Source organism: Microcoleus sp. BROC3 (genome assembly GCF_036702515.1).
Classification (GTDB): Bacteria; Cyanobacteriota; Cyanobacteriia; order Cyanobacteriales; family Microcoleaceae; genus Microcoleus.
The window spans coordinates 21,543-45,452 of record NZ_JAUBTQ010000055.1; the positions used below are offsets into that span (position 1 = coordinate 21,543).

Annotated in this window: 22 protein-coding genes; 3 read left to right on the forward strand and 19 right to left on the reverse strand. The window is 44.1% G+C overall.

The window, feature by feature from the left end; translation table 11 throughout:
- Positions 1–4: 4 nt before the first annotated feature.
- The 6 genes from holA to QUB30_RS26880 form a co-directional block, all read right to left on the reverse strand.
- Positions 5–961: a DNA polymerase III subunit delta gene (gene holA / locus QUB30_RS26855; RefSeq protein ID WP_333339917.1), complete on the reverse strand. Its 957-nt coding sequence runs from the start codon at positions 959–961 to the stop codon at positions 5–7.
- Positions 958–2,373 carry a DNA polymerase III subunit gamma/tau gene (dnaX, locus tag QUB30_RS26860; protein ID WP_333339919.1) on the reverse strand — a complete coding sequence of 472 codons (1,416 nt, stop codon included), beginning with the start codon at positions 2,371–2,373 and terminating at the stop codon, positions 958–960. The genes holA and dnaX overlap by 4 nt, the downstream gene beginning before the upstream one ends.
- A 364-nt stretch (positions 2,374–2,737) precedes the next feature.
- The gene (dnaN, locus tag QUB30_RS26865; RefSeq protein WP_333339921.1) at positions 2,738–4,243 is read right to left on the reverse strand and encodes a DNA polymerase III subunit beta; all 1,506 of its coding nucleotides are present in this window, start codon (positions 4,241–4,243) and stop codon (positions 2,738–2,740) included.
- A gap of 405 nt (positions 4,244–4,648) precedes the next feature.
- The gene (locus tag QUB30_RS26870) at positions 4,649–6,076 is read right to left on the reverse strand and encodes an ATP-dependent DNA helicase (RefSeq protein WP_333121253.1); all 1,428 of its coding nucleotides are present in this window, start codon (positions 6,074–6,076) and stop codon (positions 4,649–4,651) included.
- A 173-nt stretch (positions 6,077–6,249) separates the two neighbouring features.
- Positions 6,250–6,630 carry a hypothetical protein gene (locus QUB30_RS26875; RefSeq protein ID WP_333339924.1) on the reverse strand — a complete coding sequence of 127 codons (381 nt, stop codon included), beginning with the start codon at positions 6,628–6,630 and terminating at the stop codon, positions 6,250–6,252.
- 201 nt (positions 6,631–6,831) lie between these two features.
- A complete protein-coding gene (locus tag QUB30_RS26880) occupies positions 6,832–8,067 on the reverse strand; it encodes a hypothetical protein (RefSeq protein WP_333339927.1) in 1,236 nt (411 codons plus the stop codon).
- A gap of 206 nt (positions 8,068–8,273) precedes the next feature.
- Between QUB30_RS26880 and QUB30_RS26885 the strand changes: the two genes are divergently transcribed.
- Together QUB30_RS26885 and QUB30_RS26890 are read left to right on the forward strand one after the other, a co-directional pair.
- A complete protein-coding gene (locus tag QUB30_RS26885) occupies positions 8,274–8,867 on the forward strand; it encodes a hypothetical protein (RefSeq protein ID WP_333121257.1) in 594 nt (197 codons plus the stop codon).
- Positions 8,868–8,890: 23 nt separating this feature from the next.
- Positions 8,891–9,037, forward strand: coding sequence for a hypothetical protein (locus tag QUB30_RS26890; RefSeq protein ID WP_333339930.1), 147 nt, complete (start codon positions 8,891–8,893; stop codon positions 9,035–9,037).
- A gap of 177 nt (positions 9,038–9,214) precedes the next feature.
- On the opposite strand, the gene QUB30_RS26895 is transcribed toward QUB30_RS26890, so the two are convergent.
- From QUB30_RS26895 to QUB30_RS26925, 7 genes are all read right to left on the reverse strand, one after another.
- Positions 9,215–10,084, reverse strand: a complete 870-nt coding sequence (locus QUB30_RS26895) for a PRTRC system ThiF family protein (RefSeq protein WP_333339932.1) — start codon at positions 10,082–10,084, stop codon at positions 9,215–9,217.
- Complete coding sequence (locus QUB30_RS26900; RefSeq protein WP_172186655.1) at positions 10,050–10,688, reverse strand: hypothetical protein; 639 nt, start codon at positions 10,686–10,688, stop codon at positions 10,050–10,052. Before QUB30_RS26900 ends, QUB30_RS26895 begins: the two co-directional genes overlap by 35 nt.
- A gap of 61 nt (positions 10,689–10,749) precedes the next feature.
- The gene (locus QUB30_RS26905; RefSeq protein ID WP_333339934.1) at positions 10,750–11,457 is read right to left on the reverse strand and encodes a hypothetical protein; all 708 of its coding nucleotides are present in this window, start codon (positions 11,455–11,457) and stop codon (positions 10,750–10,752) included.
- A 66-nt stretch (positions 11,458–11,523) separates the two neighbouring features.
- The gene (locus QUB30_RS26910) at positions 11,524–11,880 is read right to left on the reverse strand and encodes a DUF3768 domain-containing protein (protein ID WP_333339937.1); all 357 of its coding nucleotides are present in this window, start codon (positions 11,878–11,880) and stop codon (positions 11,524–11,526) included.
- Positions 11,881–11,961: 81 nt separating this feature from the next.
- Positions 11,962–12,753, reverse strand: coding sequence for a hypothetical protein (locus QUB30_RS26915; RefSeq protein ID WP_333339940.1), 792 nt, complete (start codon positions 12,751–12,753; stop codon positions 11,962–11,964).
- Positions 12,753–13,217 carry a hypothetical protein gene (locus QUB30_RS26920; protein ID WP_172186658.1) on the reverse strand — a complete coding sequence of 155 codons (465 nt, stop codon included), beginning with the start codon at positions 13,215–13,217 and terminating at the stop codon, positions 12,753–12,755. The genes QUB30_RS26915 and QUB30_RS26920 overlap by 1 nt, the downstream gene beginning before the upstream one ends.
- 10 nt (positions 13,218–13,227) lie before the next feature.
- Entirely contained in the window at positions 13,228–13,698 is a 471-nt protein-coding gene (locus QUB30_RS26925) for a hypothetical protein (RefSeq protein WP_172186659.1), read from the reverse strand.
- 243 nt (positions 13,699–13,941) lie between these two features.
- Between QUB30_RS26925 and QUB30_RS26930 the strand changes: the two genes are divergently transcribed.
- Positions 13,942–14,253 carry a hypothetical protein gene (locus QUB30_RS26930; RefSeq protein WP_332946638.1) on the forward strand — a complete coding sequence of 104 codons (312 nt, stop codon included), beginning with the start codon at positions 13,942–13,944 and terminating at the stop codon, positions 14,251–14,253.
- Between the two features lie 639 nt (positions 14,254–14,892).
- Here the strand turns inward: QUB30_RS26930 and QUB30_RS26935 are convergent.
- The 6 genes from QUB30_RS26935 to QUB30_RS26960 all read right to left on the reverse strand — a co-directional run bounded on the left by QUB30_RS26935 (position 14,893) and on the right by QUB30_RS26960 (position 23,832).
- Entirely contained in the window at positions 14,893–15,210 is a 318-nt protein-coding gene (locus QUB30_RS26935; RefSeq protein ID WP_333205528.1) for a helix-turn-helix domain-containing protein, read from the reverse strand.
- On the reverse strand, positions 15,179–15,529 hold the full coding sequence (locus QUB30_RS26940; protein WP_333147495.1) for a hypothetical protein: 351 nt from the start codon (positions 15,527–15,529) through the stop codon (positions 15,179–15,181). Before QUB30_RS26940 ends, QUB30_RS26935 begins: the two co-directional genes overlap by 32 nt.
- A 729-nt stretch (positions 15,530–16,258) precedes the next feature.
- The gene (locus QUB30_RS26945; RefSeq protein WP_333339943.1) at positions 16,259–19,699 is read right to left on the reverse strand and encodes a plasmid replication protein, CyRepA1 family; all 3,441 of its coding nucleotides are present in this window, start codon (positions 19,697–19,699) and stop codon (positions 16,259–16,261) included.
- 530 nt (positions 19,700–20,229) lie between these two features.
- Positions 20,230–21,966 carry a helix-turn-helix transcriptional regulator gene (locus QUB30_RS26950; RefSeq protein ID WP_333339946.1) on the reverse strand — a complete coding sequence of 579 codons (1,737 nt, stop codon included), beginning with the start codon at positions 21,964–21,966 and terminating at the stop codon, positions 20,230–20,232.
- A 474-nt stretch (positions 21,967–22,440) separates the two neighbouring features.
- Positions 22,441–22,650 carry a hypothetical protein gene (locus QUB30_RS26955; RefSeq protein WP_333339948.1) on the reverse strand — a complete coding sequence of 70 codons (210 nt, stop codon included), beginning with the start codon at positions 22,648–22,650 and terminating at the stop codon, positions 22,441–22,443.
- Positions 22,651–22,860: 210 nt separating this feature from the next.
- Positions 22,861–23,832, reverse strand: a complete 972-nt coding sequence (locus QUB30_RS26960) for a DNA methyltransferase (protein ID WP_333339951.1) — start codon at positions 23,830–23,832, stop codon at positions 22,861–22,863.
- Positions 23,833–23,910 lie beyond the last annotated feature (78 nt).

Here is a 23,910-nt window from a genome sequence, read left to right on the forward strand (position 1 = left end):
CCTGTTATTTAAGGTGAGTGAGTTGAGTGATGCTGAGCAAAGCAGGCAACATCGAGTCAGGCTTATCTCCTGTTTTGAGAGCAATTTCTAAATCAAACAAAATGGAGAGCGAGCGACTTAAGAAGTTCGCAGATACTTCCTTAACCTCCTGCTTAAGGAAATACAGCCGTTTGGGGTTACTAATTCCGCACATACTAGCAATTTCGCTATCAGAACGTTGTTGGTCGGAATTGATAGTAGCTTTTACCCACAGCCAAGTTTTAAACTGAGTTTGGAGAGTGGCAATAATTGCTAAAGGAAACTCTGCCCGAGATAGCAATTCATCAAGCACCTTAATTGCCGCCACTGCTTGACCTTTTAAAAGAGCTTCGGCAAGTTGAAAACAGTTGGCTGTGGTAGCTGGAACGAGGATTTTAGCAGCTTCTTTCGTAATGCGAGCGCCTGCTGCATAAATGGCTAATTTCTCTAGTTCACTGACTCTTCTAGCAGAATCGTTGCCAATTGCTACTGCTAGATAGCTGACAGCATCTCTGGCAATTGAGAGATTCTTTTGTTTAGCAGTAGTAGCGATCGCACTTTCAATCAAATCGGTACGCCAAGGAGGAATGAGAGTAAACTCCTTGAGGTTACCAAACTGCAACAAATGCTTAACTACCTTGAGCCGTTTGTCGATAACAGCAGCAGTGAAGACTAAGTGCGTTGTAACAGGTAATTGGGGCAAAATTTGCAGCAATTCTAGCCCCATTTCTCCAAATTGCTTGAAATCGCAATTTTCAACGACAATAAGTTTGTTTCCACCGCCGAAAGGAACTGAAGCAGCAGCAGAGAGGGCTGCATCCAGGGAAGAAGCATTTCTGCGGTGGATGTTGAAATCTCGCCAGAGAGGATGAGTTTGAGTCTTAAAATTTTCAACTTCTCGTTCAATTGCGTAGGTATCATTCCCAATTAGGATGCTAATCATGCTGCTAACTCTTCCTGTTGTTTGACAGTTACAGTAACAGAGCGGCCTAAAGCTTTAGTAACGATCCGCTGCACGGATTCAAGGTGACTCTGAAACTTGTTCGCGTATTTTCTTTCTACTGCTAACACACATGAATCAGCCGAAAGTTCGGCAATTTGAGCGCGGTTTAAGAGGCTACGATTGCCTGGTTTCGCTGCTGCTACTACTTGCGCCCAAGTTGTCTCAAAGTCAGGAGAATCTGCCTCTATTTTTTGAGGGGTTTTATCAAATTTGTCAGGCTGATTAGATGGGAAAGTTGCCGGCAATCGCGTTTCGGGGGCAGCGGGTTTGCTTGACAGCATCAAGTTCAGCAGACAGACTTCTAACCAAGTAGCAGCATTGGTGCTAGTTCTCAATTGAAATTCTGATTTTTGCAATTGTGTACAAGCCGCATCAATTGTTTCAAAATCGAGATGAAGAGCGAGCGAGCGCAGTTGTGAGTAGCCTACTGGCCCTGCAATTAAATTCTGGCAGTGGCGCGTTGATTTGACAATGAGCAAATCTCTCATTGCTGCTAGCAAGCTGCTGAGAATCAGTTTGGGGGTTTTGCCGCTGTCAATGAGCGTTCTCGAAGATTGCAGTACGCTTAAGGTATCGCCAGAATGAATGGCTTTGAGAAGGGCGATCGACTCTTGCTCGCTGATACTGCCAGATACTTCTGCAACTTGAGTTAGGGTAATCTCTGAGTTTAGCAGTGAAAGCTGAGAAAGTAATTGCAGGGCATCTCTTAACCCCCCGTCACAGGTGCGAGCGAGATCCCGCATGGCCTCACTTGCGATCGCAATAGATTCAGCGGAGCTAATTTTGTGCAATTGTCCGACAATAGCATCAACTGACAAGGCTCGGAAGTTAAAAGTTTGGCAGCGGGAGATAATTGTCGGCAGGACTTTATGTGCTTCAGTCGTACAGAGAATAAACACCACATGAGCCGGAGGTTCTTCAAGGCATTTGAGGAGAGCATTTTGAGCGCTGGTACTGAGTTGGTGGCACTCGTCTAAAATCCAGATGCGGTAAGGGCTCATCGCTGGCGCAAAGTTGCTGTGTTGTATTAATTCTCTGGCATCATCCACGCCATTATGTGAAGCAGCATCGATTTCAGTTACGTCTAAGCTTGAACAGGAGTCAATGGTTTTGCAGCTTGAACATTCTCCGCAAGGAGTGGCGGTTTGCTTTTTGCTATTCAAACAATTGAGGGATTTAGCAAGGATGCGAGCGGTTGAGGTTTTGCCTGTTCCTCTGGGGCCAGTAAACAGGTAAGCTTGAGCAATTTTGTCGGAGGTGATGGCATTGGTCAAGGTTGTTTTGATGGTGTCTTGACCCACTAATTCTTGGAGGTTTTTTGGTCGGTATTTGAGGTGCAGTGGTTGGTACATTTTGAGTCGTTAGAATACTTCTGGTAACTATTCCCCGATAGGGGAGGCATGCCTGAAGTTATGCCATTTCTCAAAAATCTTGCTACAGAATTGTTAGCTTTGTTTGTGGGCTCTGTTTGTCAGGTGCGGATCTGTGAGATTGTTTGTCTAAATTAGGAATTTTTAATGGCGACACACCCTACGGCTACTATTGCATGAGTCTTGATAATTAGTATTAATATAAGTTGTTGGTGCGAGAGTATTGAACACACTTGTAGATAATTTTTATGTTAAAATAGGAATTTAAATTATCCTAATTTATACAGTAATAGGCTCCGAATTGGGGCAGGAGAGGGCATCAAATTTAGATGCCGCTCCCCACCTTTTATTCTTGCGGAGCGATAATGTATTCGCACTCCTTAGCCTCTGTACCCGACGCTGGTATTCCAAACGGTGCAATCAGTATGGGAGCCGTAGGAGTTGCCATTAACATCCGCAAATCCGAACTAGAAACAGCTTTAACTGTATCAATTAAATAGCGGATGTCGCACTTGATCCGAAAGTCACAACCGAATAGTTTGGCATCAACTATCTCAGTACCAGAACTGAGAGTATTATTTAGTGAAATTCGCACTTGTTGACTATCTAAATCGAATTCAAAAATTGCTGTAACATGGGACTTATCGCTGTGAGAAGCTAACCGCTCTAAGGCTTTTAAAAAGCTGAGCTTCTCTACCACAATTTGATGGCTAAGTTCATGCCGATAAGGAGCAATAATCTGGTCGCAATTCGGGTATTTTCCTTCTAATAACTGCGCTGTCAGCCGCCAATTGTTCCACTCAAAAGCAACAAAGTTATTGCTATTGTCAGGCTCAGTCTCATAGTAAATAGCTACTCTGTCAGTGGGATTCAAAGTCCGCTCTAATACCCGGAGTACCTTAGTGGGTACTGTAAATTGCACGTTTCGAGTGTTCAAAATATCGGAATCACTGCTTTCACTGAATCCTACAACCATTGCTATCCGATGTCCGTCTGTTGTCCAAACTCTCAATTGAGAAAGTCCCCTTTCTGCGTCGTGGCTTAGTTGAAAGTTAGCTCCAGTTAAGATACGTTTGGTTTCTTCAGAACTTACAGCAAATAAGCTGGCTTTGAGGACAGCAATTAACACGCTAGCAGGAATGGTCACAAGTTTTTGTTCAAGGCTCTTGATAGCAGGGAATTCGTCCGCAGTTAGCCCACGAATGACGTGCTTGCTCCTTGATGCAGTCAGAGTGGCACTGACTGATGGAACGTCACTTCCTTTGATAATTTCCCAAGAACTCTTTAAGGTAACGCGACTTTTCGGAAATTTTCCGAGAATGTCTGCGAGTATGGTTGCAGGGAGAGTGAGCTTTCCAGATTGATTGATATTAGCTTCAAAACTCGCTTGTATCCCAAATTCCAGGTTATAAGCAGTTAAATGCAATTGTCTAGTTGCGGCATCTGCTTCTATGAGAATATTGGATAAAATGACATGGTTGTTATTGCTATAAATGCTGCTTTTGAGAGTTTGGATGTAATCATTTAATTCTCTGGCATCACAGGCAAATTCAACGATTGAAGGGGAAGGGGAAGGAGAAGGCTCCGGCAATGTCTCATCGTTTGATTTAGCTCCTAAATCAGAAGCATCTGTGGCTGAAACTGGTGTATATTCTGTGGATTTTTCAGAGGGTTCTACTTGTTCTGAAAGTGCTGTTTCCGGTTCAGAAGTTGAAGAACCTTTTGTGATTTTTGTAACAGATTTTTCAGCCTTAGCGGAATTAGTCGCTGTTTCAGGAGAGCGTTTTTTCTTGGTTGCTCTCTGTACTACTTTTTGCTGAGGGGGTGTTTCTGTAAGTCTAGATTTTGCCATAATTAGTTGTGTGTCAGAAGTTCGATTTGCCGCTGCGGTAGCAGCACTCGCGAGCGGTGGCTGAAAAAAGAGAGTCGAAGTGTGGAAAGAGTGGAACCAATATGGTTGAGAGCAGGTGGATTATTGTAATTATTCTTTAACAATTAAAGGTAATAATCAACCTTTATTTTAGGATGATAAATTTGAGCTTGTTGATTAATAAAATCGTAATCTAAGTAGCAGTTTTTGGGAGTGCATCTTGTCGAAAAAAAGAGAGCGAAGCATTCCGGCATATAAGTTATTGGTGAACGTCTTATATTTACGGAGGTCATGCTTCGCCCTACTGATATATTATTCTAAGTGAGATGTCGCCTTTTTCACAAACCGATTAATTGCTATTTTCTCCCTACTTTCTACTGCCTATCATCAAAAGTTACTTGAACCAGATTTAGTTAAGTATCCTAATGCAAGTTGAACTCTGGATGAAATTGGAGGAACAAATAGTATCCGTTGGCGGCAGCGACTCGTTCCGACATACAAGAGGCGGTGGTATTCTTTAAGTTTCTGTTTGCTGCTCATTTCTTTTCCCACCAATAGCCGAGTCAAAATGTCATTAATGTCCAAACCCACTTCATCAAAAGTGCTGCCTTGAGAATTGTGAATAGTCAGGGCAAAGCAATTGTCAATTTCGGCAAATATGTCGTCCTTAAACCAATAATACTTGCGCCATAAAAATCCGCTGCGCTTGGCACTCTTGAGTTTTTCCTTAAGTTCAGCCTGGTAGCGTTTATTTTCGGATTCATGCAGCACAAAGATTTGCCGAAATAAACCGTCATCGGTCACAATCTTTAAAAGCCATACTCGATAGCCGTAGTGTTGGCTCGTTTCAACTTCTTTAATGGTAAATTCAGTTGAAGTGGGCAAAATAACGGTCTTACCATCAGGGGCCATGACTGGTTTCTTAGTAATCAGCCTTTCTCCCGGTATGAATCTGGGGGCTGTTTGACCGTAAACTTGTTCTCGGAGGGCCTGATTGTAATAGTTGACTTGCTTGTTTGTCCAGCACAGAATCCGAAAGCAGTCAGGGTTGGAAGTGAATTCGCGCTTGATGGTTTTGAGGGCGTATTGCAGGAGTGTTTCTGGCTTAACTTTGAATGCACCGTTAGATTTGTTCCCTTGAGTGTAGGTAGAATGTGGCAAGAACATATCGGTTTTATTCTTGACACAAGAACGGCATTCGGTGATGAAGTCGAGGACGGGACTTTCTCCAGCTTGCCTGACAACTTCGGTTAGCATAGTTTTATTGGTAATGCTGAAGACAGGCGAGCGTTTTTCTCCGACGGGGTTAAGCTGAGCTGGGTCGCCCATGAGAATTAATTTGCGGTGGTTGAACAGGGTACGTTCAAATCTACGCTCAATCCAAGACCATAATTGAGTTCCAACCATCGAACATTCGTCAAGAAAAATGATATCGTAGAGGTGGAGGTAACAACAGCTTGTCTGTTCTAAGACTTTCTCTTGTTCTTTGCGAACTATGCCTAAGCCTAAAAGTTGGTGTATTGTCAGAAAGTCTACTCCGAAAATACCTTGAGAGGCTGCCATTTTTCTGAGAATACCAACGGCTTTGTTAGTAGGTGCAGTGAGGACAATGCGCTTGCTTTGAGCCAAGAGTTCTTTGATTAGAAGAAAAATAAGTGTGCTTTTTCCTGTGCCTGCATAACCGCAGAGCAAAAAGAATGACTCAGTGCTGCTTGCAAATGTTCTCAATTTGTCGAGTGTTTGCTGCTGTTGTGGTTTGAGAGTGAAGGGAATTTGTTTAAATTCCTGCGGTCGTTCTAGTAAGGTTTGAATCATTATTAGTGCTAGATAATAACTCTATCGCCTCCCTAATAAGCGTTAGCTTGAGTGCAAGACTGTTTCACGAAGTAGGTTAAATCAACAAAAAAAAGGCGATAGCGCTCTGGTACACTAGAGGGCGATCGCTGATTTATTTGTTGATTAATAATATGAACAGTGGTTGTTGGTTTTTAAACAATAACAACTTTGGTCTTCTTAACTCGCTTGATATTAGCTGCTGTTCCTTTGCTTTGTCCGTCCCAGATGGCTAGTCCGTAATCACAATGCGAACACATTTGGATGTCGCGAGCGCTATAGTTTCCGGGAATGCCAATGGTGGGATAACCAAAAGTATTCCTAGGTTTGCCATTGCCGCTAAATAAGGCATAGTAAACCAAGACTTTCTGGTAATTCTTAGACTGCAAATACTGCTGAACTAAGCTATCAATACCAGAAGCATCACCGACTATAACTTCAAATCCTAGTTCAATGATGCGATTGAGAGATGGGATTGCTCCTAAAGGCAATTCATTAATGGAACGACTACCGGAAATCATTACTGTTTTGTTCATGCGATCCTGGAATTGTAGGGTCAAGGGTGAATTGAATAGCACTCAAACTCAAAGATTGTTCCTTGAGTTGATATTTACGACTAGAAAAAATCAACATTTTCTGCCATTAGGCCATTTATATTTTGGATTAGTAACAGAGTTGTTTATCGCATTTACACTGTCATAAACTAGCCAATTATATTTGATTTGCCATTTATTCCATCATCTTGGCATCTTTTCTAAATCAAATTCAGCAACTTTTCGGAGAGTTTCTAAGCGCTTACTTAAAGTTTTATGCCGGGGACATTCTACAGCGTATTCGTATTTAGAGCCTGTATGTTGAATATCTGGAACTTGGCAATCAATTAAGTTGCTAAGGTAGCCGACTAGCTTTTTGACAGGTATTAGCCAAGCCTTAGCTAACGCTTTAGTACGGAACCCAATCCAAGCTCTAAAGTAGGAGCCGTCTTCGCTAATCTGATAAGCCACATTGGGGGATAATTTAACAATAGATTCGATACGAGCTATACCCAAACCTTTGAGTTCGGTCAAACTGTAATTTTGGATTTCTCCGCTGTTCCACTCGATTTGGAATGGACGTAGATTTTCAACGTTCAAGCGTTGGACTGTCCCCCTTTGTTGAACTCCTTCTCGGCATTTTAAAATGTAATCTCCCTCTTTAAATCCGTATAATCCTTGTTTCTTGGCTAGGTTTTCTAGGTGCTGCTTCCAGGTTTCTTCCCAAGCTATGTTAAATTCTAGAAGTTCGTAATTTTCTTCGCTCAATTGTCGAGCCAGTTTTTCTTTGAATTGCTGTTTTTGAATTGGCATAGCGAATTCTAAGAAGTTGTCGGGTATTTCGAGAGCTAAATACGTCTTAGCTCGGATTTTGAGGTCAGCAACAGACAAACTGCGAGCGACTTTTAACTGCTGAGGTGCAGGAATATCTATGGTACAACTTGTCGGGAAGCCTGGAAACAAGTTAATGGGAAAGAGATAAGATTGGTCGAGAGTCGAGATGAAAATGTGGTGTTCAGTCAGCGATTCTACTTGGAAAATAGTTGTGTTACTGAATTGTACCTGTTGCGAATTAGCAAGTACGATGGTTGTGCAAGCTGGAAGTTCTCCAGTAGTTTTTTGAGGAATAAACTGAGGCACAAGGGAGATTTTGAGGACACGAATTTCATCAAGTGTATAATTCCAAGAAAAGCTGTCTTCGCTGTTACTAGCATCCCAGGTAATTCTTACAGATCGATCGGTTTGATTTAGAGAAGTGACAGTACCGTAATGCTTACCAGTTTTGATGATATCGCCTACTTTAAAGGGAAGTTGATCGGAAGGATGCGGAGTGAGAAAAGGGAAAATTACCGCTACCACTTCTTTAACTTCACTGGGGGGAGTGTTGTCAGATTTAGAGCAAATATTTGAGAGACCGATTAAAGCGGTGTTAGAGTCCATAACCTTTGAGAAGTTAATTTTTTTTCAACTTCTCCCGTTAGGGGGTATCTTCTCGAACAGAAGCCTAAAACTTTCTAGTTTTCGCTAGCATCTTTGGTGCATATAAAGCAAATTTAGGCTTTATTTAGGCTTTAAATTTGTTTAAGTCCCGCTAGATATATCGCCATGCTGTCAAGATCACGATATGGAAAACTAAGCGAGCAAAGATGCCCACTTCTGAAAAAATTGCTGCCGCCATAGAGACGATAGACCACTTGGTAGCTTGGCTACAAGATACCGGACTGAGTGCGTCCGCGATCGCCCAGTTTAAATTCAACTCGCTGGCCTCTATGTACCCAGAACTCAAAGGGGTAGCAGAGACGGCAAAACAACTGATTGGTGCAGCTTCCCCTTTGACAGAAGTTGGGATGACAGTAACGGAACTAGCAGCAATACTCACAGATAACTTAGAGTGCAAAATCAAGCCAGATTTAGTCAACAAAGCTCTAGTTTCATTGGGGTATCAAGAGCGTAATGAAGCCAAGCGAATTTGGATACTGACACAAGCCGGCTCAGCTCATGGTATTTCCTTGCTGGCTACTTCAACAACAAACAAATGGAGTGGTTCTCAAATAAAGTGGTATCGCTCTCTAATTCCCATCTTAGAAGAATACTTAACAAATACAGGAATTTTAGAGAATGGCAGCAGTAGCGATCTCACTGCAATACAAGATACAGAACACTCTGAAATTTCCGAAAAAAGCCTTGCATCAATTACTCAAAATGGTAACTCTCCTAGTATTGACTACTCTCAGGGCTGAAGCACCTGAGTTTCCCGCGTATCGTGAGGCTCTATGAAAAGAAAGCAACTTGGACAGTGCCTGAGCGAGTCAAGGTCTGGGAAATTACAGTCAATCCTAGTCAGATTGAGCTGATTCAATCCTTTGCCGACGATGCCTACACGAAACGCTACAACTCAACACAGTATTAAACCAAAAAAAAATCTTAATAAAGTTAGCAAAATAAAGGGAAGGGGAAGGGGAGGGTAAAGGTGTATTGTTCAACCTTTACCCTCCCCTCTACTCTCTCAGATTTTTCAGATGGGTATGAGGGCTATGTCCTTGATTTTATCAAGCTTTTGACGGGGTTGTTATCCCGTTAGGTGTAGCTAACCAGGATTTGTATCAAGTAAACTAAACTTTATGAGAGATGAACAACTGATAAATTCTGAGCGCATAGAACCAGATTTAAGGTTAAGGAAAGTGGCAAAATTACGCAAGTCCTTTGTCAAACTGAGGCGGAATAGATAGTCAGTAACGACTGAGGCAATTGTTTGATTAATTGTGAGACTCTGAGCGTTAAGATTAGCCAACTCAGCACAAGATAAATGGGTATTTCTCAATTCTTCAGGTCGCAATTCTATCAAATTGGGGCATTGTAAAACAGGAGAGGGAAGCGCTCCCATAATGCCTGTTTTCTTGAACTTATCCAGGTGCGGAGTTAGCTCTTCAAGGCTATTATGGCTGCCCAGTAGAATTTGACCGCTATCAAAGTTATTGCCAGCATCAAGATACCAGATTCTCGGAATCTCAGCGTGGCGGTTATTCTCTAGCGTTTTGCCCAAGGAACGGCGAGCAGCACTATTGTCAACGCAGCCAATGATAATTACCAAATCATTCCAGTATGATTTTACCAATTTGGGGTCAAAATAGTCAGGAATTGCACTAATTTCTAGCCCCCAGGTAAGATTGTAACGCAAGGCAAGAGTAGTGGCTTTATTCAGTCCAAGTTCAGATTGACAAAATCTCTGCCTCCCCAAATTTTTCCCTTCCACAATATCGGGATCTACAAAGGTAATATTGACATTTTTCCCAACTTGTTTGAAAACGTAAGCTAATCGTGCTAAACTTTCAGCTACATAAGAGCCAGTGCCGCCACAGCCAACGAGCCATAAGTGAAGGTGAGAGTAATCTTTGAGAAGGAGAGGTGTGGAATTTGCGTACTCAAAGTCGAGGTTTAAGGGAGTTTTGGTAAGCATCAGTGATAAAATGTGGCTCTTCAAATACAGAATTAGCTTTAATTAAGCTATAGTGTCCGAAAATTCCGATTCTCACTAAAATCTCAGGAGTCAAGGTATTAACTTTACCCAAGACTGCATAGAGGCGAAAACCCCGCTCGTCAGCATCATCTGTGCTGCTAAAGAAAGCAGGCAATTCTGCGTGAGAGTGGCACTCAATTAAAGCAGTTGAGTAGGATGAATTGTCAAAAGGCTGGCAGCTCGTTCGTGTAGTCAATTGGACTGGAATTGTCAGTTGCCATTGATTACTACTGTCAAGGGATAGGTGAAATAAAATCTCTGTGAGATTGCCACTGCTATCTTTGGTGAATACAGCTTTTGTCAATATAGAAAGTAGCAGTTCTGATGGTACTAAACGAGTCTCAAGGTGCAAGTATGGTTCTATAGGTGGCAACCCTTTGATAGTATTGGGCGTTGAATTTGCAACAGGAATCATGGCCTCTAGTCCGGGGCGAACTGAACGCACAAACACGCCGTTAGAGGCTGTAACGTATTCGCAGAATACCCCAGTAGCAATGGGAGGCAAGGGGATAGAGGCATGAATGTGGTTAAAAAGTTTTAGCATTAACTTAAACTTTGTGTTGAACAATAAATATTGAGTGCAGTCCCTACATAGAAGTTTTGATTTAGGTAGGGTTAGCAATCAATAGGAGGTGTTGCACTAAAGAGTCAATTGAAGGACTGTACCTCATTTCAACTAAATCTTTAACAGGATAGGTACGCCTTTTTCTCAAGGCTAAACTTTTCAGATGTTCTCTGACATCTTGGGGAAACTTTCGGCTTTTTTGGCTGGATAAGTCAGCATTGAAAGGAGTGGTTATGAAGCTCTGCCAAGCAATATCAATGGTTTGAGTTGAAGCAACAGGTGGAGTATTTTTACCCCAGCAAATTAAACCGTTTGGATGGATGTTTGGTAAAGGAGTGTGGTAAGCTTTCGACTCTGGGTTGAAAGTAGCAAAATCAGTTGCAAATACCCAATATTGAGTGTTTTGTCCTACAAATACCAAGGCAGTTAGTGGAATAGTAATGGGTTTACTCTCATCAAATTGGAGGTTATATTGGGCAGGAGATATGAATTTTACTACCCAATTTCCTTGAGAGTTAGTTCCCCACCTTATGACTCCTGGGGGCATCCAATCCGTATCAATCGGCTCGTGAGAAAATGCAGTTCTCAAACTGACAGAGGAGAGTAGTTTGTAGTGTTCCTTTGTTCCTTCTCGATAATGGAACAGATATTGTTCTTTGATGAACAGTAATTCAGCATCAATTTCTGCTAGCTGTCGGGGAGCTGTTTGCAGAATTTCACGAAAGACTTCTCCTGACAAATGTTGCATAATAACTTGAAATCGATAGAGGTTATGGAGCTAACCCGATAGGTAAGGTTAGCTCATGCTTGAAAATTAATATTCGTTCGACTGCATTAGGGTAGCAACTCTCCAAGTTTTGTCGGGGTCTTCTGGACATTGTGAACTAACTTCCTGATTTTCCCGCCATGCTTTCCTGTCAAAATAATCAATTTTGAAAAAATAGCTTTTACTGTCAAGTTGAATGCTAAGAAAATCTCGTTCTCCGTAGGGGTTGTTGCCAGCTTCAAAGGTGTTAAAATCTCTTAGTAATTGCAGTAACTTTTGTTGCTGTTCGGGAAGAAGAGCTTTTACAGCTTGAGTAATCCGAATTTCACCAATTTTGGTATCTCCTTGACGTAATTGGTCATTAAGACGTGCAATTCTTTCGGCTGTTGTTAGAGTTTCAGTCATAATTAAGGCCTCAATTTCCAACAACTACAACCGCACTAGCGGTTGCTGGTTCACTCGTAATTATTCGGATTCAGGGGTAATTCAAATTGACAAGGTGCTTTTGTTCCAGAGTTCAAGAATTTGCTGAAAATGTCGATGGCGGTCAGTAGCAAGCCAGTCAATGACCTGTTGAGCCTGGGTTATTAATTCTTTAGCACTTTGCCATTGTTCTGATAAAACTATCAAGTTTTCGACTGTCCATTCTCCAAATTGATACTCGTGTTGAGCGCAGCCGTCAAGCCAAATATTACCCGTTGAGTAATTGAGGAAACTCAGTACAATTGGCATCCCTTTTACGGGAAATTCAGCCAGAGAGCAAAACTGTTGGAATTGCTGATGATTGATCCTATCTGGTGGTAGAATCTGAGAAAATGAAACTTCAAATTCTTGTTCATACCAATCTTTCATCTCATTTTCAGTTAGCCAATTTAGTCCTTCAGAACTTAGAGACAGCAGGATTTGCCATTCAGGAGCTAAGGAATCAATATCTTCATAGCTCAACCAATCCAACCCCCAAGACTCAATCAGGAGTTGGTCGAGGCGTTCTTCTTGTGCTATTTCTAATTGCCAGGGGCTGATCGGGATAAGTTCTGTTTCGTCAAGAAGACGGAAGAATTCTAATTCGCGGGGGCTATGATTATCAGGAGTATCCGAGTAAATAGAACTGGTACTGGTAGCAAATTCAGTTGAAAAAAAGTGCTGGTAAAGATTGAGAAGTTGAGCGCTATTGAGCGTTTGTCTGAGAAATTCAATCGCTTCAAGTGGCTTAGTTACTGGGTAGGAGTGTCGCAAAGCGGCAATGGCTTGCGACACAGACAAAATAGTTGCAGGCATTAAAAATTAAGAGGAATTTGGAGACAAGCAATAGCTGGCGCAAGTTGGAGTTTTTTGAGAGTGTCTCTAAATCGCTGTAGTTCTTGCTCACCCAGAGCGATCGCGTCAGAGAGTTCTTGAGCCCGACTTGCCAAGGTTAGCGGAGTAACACAACCGCTGATAGAGTCGCATTGCAGAGCCCAAGTGAGTTGGACAGCTTGATTCGGTTCTTCCGGTGCGGAGACAAGTGAGGGGAGTGGGGAATGGGGAGTGAGCAGTACGCATAGTTCTTTTTTCCAATCTTCTTCTACACCCTTTGTCTTGGCTTGTTTGATGATTTTAATGGGTTGACCTGTTTTTCGTTCAATTGTAGCGGAGCTTAATTCAGGGAAGTAAGGAAGTAGGACTTCTAGCAATTTTTCATCATTTGCAGTAATTTCGTTGGGCAGTTCGATTTGCCTGCCTTCATATTCTATTAGACTCATTGTTACCTCTTTAAAACAGGGGAATTTGTACTCCAGCTTCACCTTTGTTGACGGGGTGGTTAGCAGGATTTTGAAGATTTGGTTTGGCTTTTTTCCGGGGTTGACCAACAGAAGAACGAATTTGAGCGCTCACTTTTCGGTTAGGTAGGTTAGAGGCTAACCGCTGGAGCAATTCTTGTAAATGGTTTGGCCAAGCTCCAATCGAGTTTTCTCTAACTTGTACTAATAGTGGTAAGTCGTCATGGCTCGTTGCTGTAATTTCTACGATTCGCCCTTCTGGATGCCCATCGTCTGGTCGCATAACAATGTGGATTTTGATTGTACAAAAATTGAATTCATAAGGTTCTGATTCTCCTTCATCAAGTAAGTCAGGACTCTGTGAAGTGTTCTCAGTTTTGTTGATGGTTTCACCCACTTTTTGAGTAGCTGAAAGTGGAATATCCTCTCCAGTTGGTTCGGAATTTGGTTCTATTTGGGTCATGGCTGGATTCGCAGTACAAGCAAGTGCAGCTTATTCTCAAAAATTGCCGCGATCGCGGCCTTGCTTTTAACGATCTATTTTTTGTAAAGTTTTAACGGTAAGCGTGTTTCCCAAGAAATTTCTTAATTAATTCCCATTAATTATCTGTCCGACAAGATGCGGTCGCACTTGTCTCTATTGATTCTTTGATTGTAATTGCTCAACCCCCTTGACAAGAAGACGAGATAGACATTAGATAAAGGAATGGAAAAACTACCCGGCTTAAAGCAACTATTGAACGAGGCAAAAGAAGCCTTGATAGTAGAGCTATGGCAAGAAATCCAAAAACTCAGCGCAACATTAGCCACCTACGAACCTTGCGCCAGAGCCATCTCCCAAAAAAACTCTTCAAAATTCCGAAGTATTGATAGAGAAGGAATATCTATTGCGCTCGCAAGCTATATTACTATTAGCCACATCTACGATTGCACAGCTATCAATCAGAGCATATTTACTTATGCAATTGTAACTATCCGTACAAATGCGATCGCTCTAGAGCGTCAATCAATACTATGATAAAAAGTTGTAGTTAGTAGAGAATCAGTAAAATATATAAAAAATTCTCCCAGCTATCAGTAGGTTCTGTCGCTGGGAGAAATCGCTGGAAAGTCGGTTTATTCAACTAACGCAGGTATCTCGATTAATTCGATTTCAAACCTTCGCTGCATTCGCCGTTATTCTTTAGGCACAGTAGGCTTTGGTTGCATGTCAAAAATAATCACAAATGTGCGCGTTTTCACTAATCGCTGCAAAACCCGTAGATGATCATCTGCATCGTTTCTCTTACGAAATCGTGCCACAATAACACGCTGACAATTAGGAAGCAGGCTAATGATACACCACGGGTGCAATTTTTCAGAGTAGGTCATTTTAGTACCTCAGCAGTAAAAGTAACAGATTGTGCTCTTGTTTCATTGCTTGCCAAGACAGTAATTGAATAATCTTGTCAAAGACAGGTCACGGTGACATTGATATTTGACGAGGTTTGTGCTAAGACAAGCTCAAATTATCTTTTGATGCTGAAAAAGCTTGGTGTATGTATAGCAGCCACCAAAACTGTTGGAACAAGTCAGCAGTATATGATTGCGACAACGTATACAGTCGTTGCCCTAAACAGTCTTTCCGTTAACAGTATTTCCGTTATACGCGCCACTATTAATCCAGGCTATTCTCTTCGCAAGGCGGACACAGGAAAGCCACCAATGTCTCTGGAATTTCCTCAAAATGCTCCAGCAAAAAATCCATTAAAGCCAAATGACGCAAATCGACAGCAGTAGGAAATCTGCGATTTTTACCCGTTTTAAACCAACGCCGCACTGTAGAATCTGAACGAGAACAAATAAAAGCGATTTCCTCATAACTCACTCCCCACTTTGCATAAAACTGCCTCGGTGTCATTCGCAATTGGCATTGACTGTAAATTGCAATCAAATTGCGTTCTCTATCGGTCAGATTCTGCTGCTTTTTTATCATCCTCAAACTTCTCCAAATCTTCCTCCCAGGCAGTATCAAACTGACACCACGTTGCACTTTTGGAATCAGGAGTAAGGCAAATGATGTAACACCACATCCAACAGCATTGACATTGTTCGTAGTTGTAAAATTTGCCGATAACCATTCCTCTGTCAGCTTCTTCGCTAACACCCGTCCAGCGCACCATTTCGCCACAGTTAAAGCGCGGGGGATGAATTTTGGCAAAGTTGGCAGGCAATTCAATTGCAGGCGGCATATCCTTCAAATGTTTTAGTGGCAAAATTGAAATCAAATCTCGCTTTCCTTTGGGGATTGACATGAGTTTTTAACTGTGCATCTATTGCACCTGATTTGTTTTGATAAATTTTCAGGCCAATTTCTCGATAGAGAAATTGCAGAGCGACATTTCTTTAAATCAATCAATGAAAATCTCTAATATTAGAGCCTGCATTAATTGCAAGCGGATGCAAGCACAATCGTCTGATATTCACGCACTTCAAAGATATGATGGGAGGCTAGGTAGCATCGATTGCTGAGCGCGCGACAACTGACAGATATGCCAACAGAGATGAAGCGTTTGGAAAGACGATATCCTCTATCAAACAAATCTCTAATTTAACTTGTGAGGGATTGGAATCTTTCAAGTTTTTACCGGATACCTGTCGGAGTTATTATTTATTGGCTTGAGATATGTTTATTGGCGATCGCTCACAGCATTACTTACTTTGAACAGCGCGAACTGCGCCCTCCACAGAACTCCTGCGACAGGGGTATAGCTGTCTTTCAAGGCAATATTGTCTAAGACCGCACACAATTGGGCGATCGTTCAATCCGTGAGCTCCCGTCAAGCTGACGTTTGAAGAGTATTTTTTCGGCGAGCGGGCGCCGCGAGCGTCCAATACTGTACTGAGACGCGACCGGACTTCAGATGAGTCTTTTACATGAGGGTAAGGATTGTAAATACCTTAGCAGAGTAGGCTCTGTAGAACAGATGACCCTTTTCAGGTCGCGCTGGACTAAAAACGAATCACACTTTTTGGCAGCGTTCTCATGTCGCTCCTCCATCCGCCAGCTCCAAGCGGCGATCGCAAGTGTGGACGATCGCACCCGAAAGCAACGATTGCACCATCACTCGAGCGCCTGAGACAGCTTTAACCACATATTTTTGAACCTCACCAACAAACCGCACTAGCGCGCCCACCTTCAATGAGTGTCCTGCGTTCGCAGCTTCATCAATTGGTGGCACACCCCCGGATATCTTCATATCTTTATCCGACCCTGTGCCGCCTGGAATCCCTTCCAAACAGGGAGCCGCGGCTTCTGCCAAAGAGATAGCCTTCTCATCCCGCTGCTGCCAAGCTGCAAAAATCGCCGACCTGCCGTCGTTGGGGAAATGGAACTGGTAAACTCGAATGCGCTTGGACTTGCCCAAAGCATCTCGTTCCTCCGACCTTTCTTGGCGAACCAGTCGCAGGGTAAAGCCCAGCTTCCCCTTCAAAACGTACTGAACCACCTCCATTGGCTGGGCATTAGGGTGGACGTTGATACCCAGAAAATCTTTCACGTCCGCAGAATACTGCTTAACCCTTTGAGCAAAGGCTATCACCTCCGGGTCAGTCCCTCGATACTCCCTGTCTGAGTCAAAGAATTCCATCAGCCCCAACTTTTTGAGAGCTTCCACAGAAGCTTTCAGGAAGCGCAAATCTTGCGGGCAAACCTTCCCTTGACCCCTTTCTTGATGGCCTGCCAAGTGATTTTTATCTCGTTTCCTGACAAACTCTGGGTCATGGGTCAAATAGTAATGCAGGCGAATTTGAGGCAGCCAGCCGTCGTCGTCCTTCAATTTCAGCTCGGGCGTCACCGACACACCATAAGTCTCTTGCAGTTGGTACTTGCGCTCTTGATTGAGTTCGCCGTTTGTCTTGGAGCGCTTGTCCTTCAACTTCAGATACTCAGACAGAGTAATATCAGGAGCACCAGCAACAGCATCCGCTTCTACCCTGCGGTTCTCTTGCTGAATTGACTCAGCCTCTTCCTTAACCAGAGCAGCTCCGACATTTCGGAGAGTTAATTCATTTAACCGAGCATCAACCTCCCGGACAAGCTGCTGCAAGAGCTTCCAGTTTTTGACCGCGCTGGCTGCTATTTGCTGCGCTAATCCCTCTAAAAGGAGTTGTTCTAGCTGATTTTCTCGGCACAGTTTTACCTGAAACCCTTCAGCTTTTAGGCTGTACCTAATCGCCTCCCTGTAATGCCACATTCCGGCATTAATTCTAGCAGCCATTTTTGCCCAAGTTCTCAGGTGAACCGGGTCGTGGGCCGCGTCGATGTCGAAGTCAACTCCTTGCAGCAAGCGAATATTGGTTTTGATAACCTTCTGCTGGGAAGCGAGGAGAGCTCGGTAAGAAGCGCTGCCGTTGCCAATTTTGCCAATGCCAAAGGGCGCTGTCCAAACAAAGACTGGAACATTTTCATCCCTGACGCGAGCGAGACCTTGCAAGGCATCGTTGACGGCAATTGCTCCTTTGAAAATGCCGAATACGGCTGTAAAATAACCGCGAATGTCGATGCTAACTCCTGTGCCAATGGTGGGGCTAGCGATGATGATGTCGTAGTTTTGAATGGTGGCATTAAGTTTCTCAACGCAGCCACAAGCAGGGTGGTTGGGGTCGGCTACTGACTCGCTATCAATCCTGAGAATGCGCTTGTTGGGAAATCGTTTTTGCAGTTGTGTTTCTAGGTTGCGACACGACCATTTTCCTTTGACTTTTTGGGAGTCTTCAACAACCATAATGTGGGGCCTGTTTCGATCGAGCGGGCAGCAGAGGGCGCGACTTTCAAGGTCGCAGCCGGTGACTTCTCGCGACAGAATTTGCTCCATTTGAGCGAATAGTGGTGCGGGACTTTGAGTGGCGTAGAAGATCGCGTCCCGCTCTTTTTTAGGTTTCCATTCGTTGACGGCAATCCAAGGTTCGAGAGGGATGCCAGCAAGCGCCTTCAAGTAGTCGATCGCGCAATCAGATAAATCAGCATCCTGGGCAACGATTAAGCCGCCGGTGGTTAAGACGGTGCGAATGAGTTCTTGCAGGGTTTGCAAGATGGCGACGCGGTTTTCGCGGCAGGTGCTGGAGTTCAAGGCGTGCCAGATGACTTGTTCGCACTCATCAATGAGGACGATCGCCCCAGACCAGTTTTCGGGGTTGAAACGGGCCATTGAGTGGGGGTGGAGGCTGTCTACACACAAGCCGTACCCGAATAATTTGCCTTCCGGCGAGTTCTTGGTTTCGTCGATGTAGTTGATTCCCAACCCGGCGCAGATGGCGCGGCCGAGCTGAATCCTGTGGGTGATGACTAGCACGCGGCGTTCGCCCGTGTTGAGGGCGTGGGAAACCAGGTGGGCGAGGGAGCGGGTTTTGCCGGTGCCTTTGGGGGATTTGATGCAGGCTAAGCCGGCCTCTGGATAGGGGAGTTCTCCCAGATAGCGAGAATTTAGCGTTAAAGACGCGGGATAGGTTAAAAGCCATGATTCCCTATCCTGCCAAAATTGGAAGCCTCGTGCTGCGTTTTTGAGGGCAATGAGCGCATCCTCGCCTCTGGCTACCACGAAATCGTCGATGCCTTTCTCCGGTCCTGGCAGAGTGATGACGCTGACGGAGCATTTGGCGGTGGTGAACAGGCGGCCGAGTTTGTCAATCTCGCGGTTGACGTTGAGGACGGTAGAGTGCTTGCTGTCGCGATCAAAGCCGATGTAGATTTCCCGCCCTGGGGTGGCGAAGTGTTGGAGTTCGGGGATGAGATAGGGGTTGCACTTCTCCCCTAGCGCGTTCTTGGTTCTGACACCCATTGTGACGCCGGGGAGGGCAATGGCCGCGTAGCCCATTGTGAGCAGGCAGGCGGCTTTTTTTACGCCTTCGACGATGGTGACGGGGATGTTGTTGAGCCAAACCCATTCCCAGAATTGAGGCGGGTTCGTGACGCCGGGGAGGGGCACAGGGGCAGAGGGGAGATTTTCGTCTCCCGTCTCCCCCGTTCCTGTACTCCCCATCTCTAAGTCCTCTGGGTTTTCAGGGTCGATGGGGACGCCGTAGCGTTCTGCGACTTTTGCCCAGATGTGGTCTGGGACTTGCAGGAAGAAGGCTCTGGTGGGGGTTTTGGGGGGGTGTTCGTATTTTACGGGCTTGGTTTTACCGTTTGGGTCGAAGCTGTTGCGGGGCTGATAGGGTTTGAAGCAGCCCCAATACATGGGCTGCCAGTTGTTGAGGGGGTCAAGGCCCGAACACCACCAACCACCGTGCTCGATGTGGCTGTAGTGTTTTCTGGCCCACCGCCATTGTGCGTCGGGGTGGACTCTGCCGGAGGCGGCGTTAATTTCGTAGAGGAGGTAGGCGTAGGGGGCGTCGCCACTAAGAGTTTGCACGTTGAGGGCGAAGATGGCGGAGTCTACGCCGCTTTCTTGCCATTCAGTGAGGGCGGACTTAGACAAGACCATAACGCACCCCCATGTTGGCTGTGTTGACCTTCTGGTCTAGTAGCAATGCGAAATGCGCTCCAAGTTGCACCCGAATCTGGCTACCGCCAGAGCGCCTCATGAACGGGTCAGATGGGGTTAAGTGGACTATGAGTCTCTGTGAGGACTGATTTTGAAGGTCAATGCCTGTGCTATCTCGATAAATCTTCACCGGGCTATTCCTTGAGTGGGGAACATCCCTTTGTCTCATGTTCTGAAAATCGCTGCTTGCACGCCGATCAAAGATAATTAATTAATAGTTAATCCGTGCGTAGTAAAGTGCTGAAATACTTACTGTGAAAGGGTTTCAAATTTGAAAGGTAGCTAGATCCGGGTGTTTTGGTAGCTAGATCCGGGTGTTTTGGTAGCTAGATCCGGGTGTGTCCGTAGTAAAGTTCTAAGCCTTGTCTGGTAAGAGTTTGAAGGTGATTTTGAGGTCATTTTTGCCTTACTACGCAAAACTCCAGCCTTACTAAGCTTGGGGCTGGAGTTCGAGTTAAGGGGATGGGAAGCTAGATTGACAGTTCCGGTAGCACTTGAGGCAAGATTTTTCTGAGGTGGGCGGCGGTTTTGGGGCTAATTGGCTTGCCGCGTTGAAGCTGTGAGACTAGCTGCTGAGATATACCCAGCTTTTCGGCGATGACTGTTTGCTTCGTCCAACCCTTTGCTTCACAAGCCTTCTGTATCGGTTCCCACTCTAACGGGGCAGCAGATGCTGATTTTCGTTTCCGGGGCAAAGATGCTGATTTTTTAGCAGCTATCAAGGCAGGAATTTTACCGGGAGGCTTGATGGTGACGCCAGCTTCTAGCAGTAAATCAATAATTCTTTTTTTGCAATCTTTGGGTTTACCTGTTGTACTTCCGGGACGCAACCATTCTGGGTAGGTTTCAGAGTCATATATAATCTGCCAATCTAACTCAGCTAGCTGCATTAAGGCTTTATCCCAACGTTGCTTTAAATCTTGAGCTTTGTACTTAACAGACCGCGTTAATTCAATCTCATTTTTCGGCATCGCCATCTCTAGCACGGTCTTAACCGTGTATTTCCCATTAGTATGAATGGCGCTTTCTGTTGTTATATTGATGGCGATTAAGAATGCTAGCTCATCATGATACGGGTTCATTTTAAGCGTCGCTTCTGAAATCCAACCAAACTCATATAAGGCAACTGGAGGCGTAGCATTCTTGCCAGGTTTATTAAAGAAAAACTCAGCCCATCTACCCGCCCGAATGAAGGCTACTATTTCTGTTGGTTCATCAATTTCATCTGTGAAAATGTTACGCTGCCCGTAGCGCTCCACAGCAACGTCCCAAATGAGGGAATTCATATCGCATCCTAGCTTCCCGATATTCCATTTAATGGTAGCGTCCAGCCTTCTCAGAACCTTCAGGCATTGCTCTATCCTGAGTAACTTCTGGGAAGTGGTCATATCTTTACGCTCACCCCAACCCATTAAGTCTATGAGGTTAGTGCCGCCATTTTTCCCAGTTCCAGCTAGCTTAATTTCAGTTCTCCAAGGCACAGCCTCTTGAAAAACATAGGCAGATAGTAAACAGTGGAGTTTGGCGGTATCTTTCCCCAAACTGCCAAATTCCTCAATAATTCCCCAGGCGGCCTTGCCTGTAAAGTAAAAATATTCTTTAGTAACTGGGTCTTTATCCTTTAAGGCTAACTTGACAAAACCCGTGCTGTAATTATCTCGAAAAAACACATTTTTCTGGGCATCTTCTTGCCAATCCCAAATTCGTAATAAGGACTTGCAAGCCGTTCTAGGAGGGGCTGAGGTGAGTATTTGAGTGATTGTGGTGCTGATAAATAGCTGGGGTTCGGTTGCGGGAACTGTTTTTGAAGCCAGCCCCAGCATAGCGGTTAACTCATCTAGTGTCCGATTGGATAAATCGAGTGGCTCTAGAAAAATTAAAGCTGAATCAAGTGCCACGTTTTTCCATAAATTTTCCTCGGTTCTACCTGCCTGAAGCCAGAGGGTCAGATGATTTAATATTTCCTCTGCTTTTGTCAAGTAGAAAGCATCATCAACTATCTGCTCTTTGAGAAATTTTTCGAGTTCATCAACACACTTAGGACTAAAGCCTTCTAATGTTTCATCCCTTTTAGTAATTTCGGCATGAATCCCCATTGCTACATTCAAGGCCAAAGTTTCTAAAAAATTACTCTGGCGTAGCTTCTTGGCGTACTCTTGAATGCGGTCGCCATCTATCGTGGTGGTGGTGGTAGTAGATAACTCCATAGCCTAGCCTCTTCATGCTAATAATACCATTTTTATTCGGGTAGCTTTCAACCATTTGCTACAATGAACCAACTAGCCATCCTCTTCTAAAATTGTCACACACAATGCCCGGTTTTATTTCATAAATTAACTCTTAATTTAACATAGTTTTACAAATATTTATTGTAACACAACAAAAAAAAATTTGAAAAATACCACTTTAACTTCGTTGTCGTTTTCTAAAGAACTTTTTGCCATCACTAACAGTTAGCGAGATACCACGATTCGTAAAATAAGTGGTTAAAATAATGGTTAAACACTGGCTAAAACATTCAAATAATACCATGTCTCTAAAGGTTTTCTACAAAACCAATCGAGCATCACAATAGATTGTATTCAATCGGCACAGTTTTTTGTTGCATTACTTTGGAGAAACAGGAAAAAATAGTTACGATTGCGAGAAAAATAGACCGTCGCTCCATCAAACTTTATACCTTAAGCAAACGTCCGCAGAAATCTAATCGCTTCAGCCTTCTGCTGAAAAATAGCGTGGATTGTATCACCATTGTTGTACCGAATGTCAATCTCGTATTTCTGGACAGGTGTGGGGGAAGGTTGAGGATCGGAGTAATTATGAAGGTATTCAATTGCCTGTTCTATCGTAGCAATTTGCTGAGAAAAACCATGTAAAACAGTAACATTCACCCCCTGCACCCGCGAAAATGACTGATTCAATGCATTGATAAAGGTGTCTATTTTGACTCGCTCACTACTAAGTAATTGATTTTTAATCTCTGCAACATCAAGAGCCGATAATCTATCCCACCATGCTATTAGTTTAATATTTTCGACTAATAGTTGTTGATTTGCTTGCTGTTAATTTCTGCCCGACACTTTGAGCTGGTCAAATCTCGATCATCCCCTAACCCACAAACACCCTTCGCACAGAGGAACGTTATGCTTCCGGTTTTTCCACTTGACATTACGCTCGCGAGTCTTCTCAAACTTGAAAGATTGAAATCCGGCTGCCAATTCTAAGCTTCCCATCCATTCAATCACCGGAACATAAATGCCGTAGGAGCCGAATCGCCAATTACAAAACAAGCTGACATCGGCGACAATACAGATTTCTTGGTTTGGTTTGTTTGGTAAGATGTACTGCCAAGGGGCAGTTCCAACGCAGGAAACATGGCAGAGAATGGCTATAATTGTCAGCCATACCAACTCGGATTGAGGAGAATCGTCAGCTAATTGTTTCCAAGCCTGCCACAATCGATTTAAGCCTTCAAGGGAGCGATCGCTTAAACAAGAACGAATCAGAGCCGGATAATTATCTACACAGCCAGGCAAATTTTCGGCACGTATTTTGACCTTTCTTATATGATCTAAATAAAGAGCGGGGTCAGTTCGATATAACAACTTGGCTGAAGCAATCCTAGCAACGAAGGGATGAGCTTCTACTCCCAAACATTCAACCCCCATTTTCTCAGCAGCAAGCAGCGTCGTCCCCGCACCGGCAAATGGATCGAAGACAGTCGCACTCCGGGAGAACCAGCTAGCTCCGGGTTCGATTGGCATTTCACCCGCACCGGCAAATGGATCGAAGACAGTCGCACTCCCCCGTTCCAAGGCTTTAGCAATAACGGTTTCGACCCAAGAGGCCGAGAAACCCGCACGCTCATCTCGCACCAGCGGTGAACGGGCAACTTCATGTTGTCTGTAAAGGTTGAAAAGGTGCTGTTGCCCTCTTGAGAGAGAGGAGGCAACTCTGGCTGCAGAACTTCCCCAAGAGGCAGCTTTAATTGTTTGACCATCAAAATTTATACTCGTTCGATCGAGTGCAGCGAGCGCCGCTGCACCTGCAAGGGTTTTGGTTAAGCCGCTCATTACTGGTGTTTAGACTAAGCAGCATAAATTGACTCAGCTATGGCTGAGTTACTAAAAGAAAATATGGAAGAGGAAAAA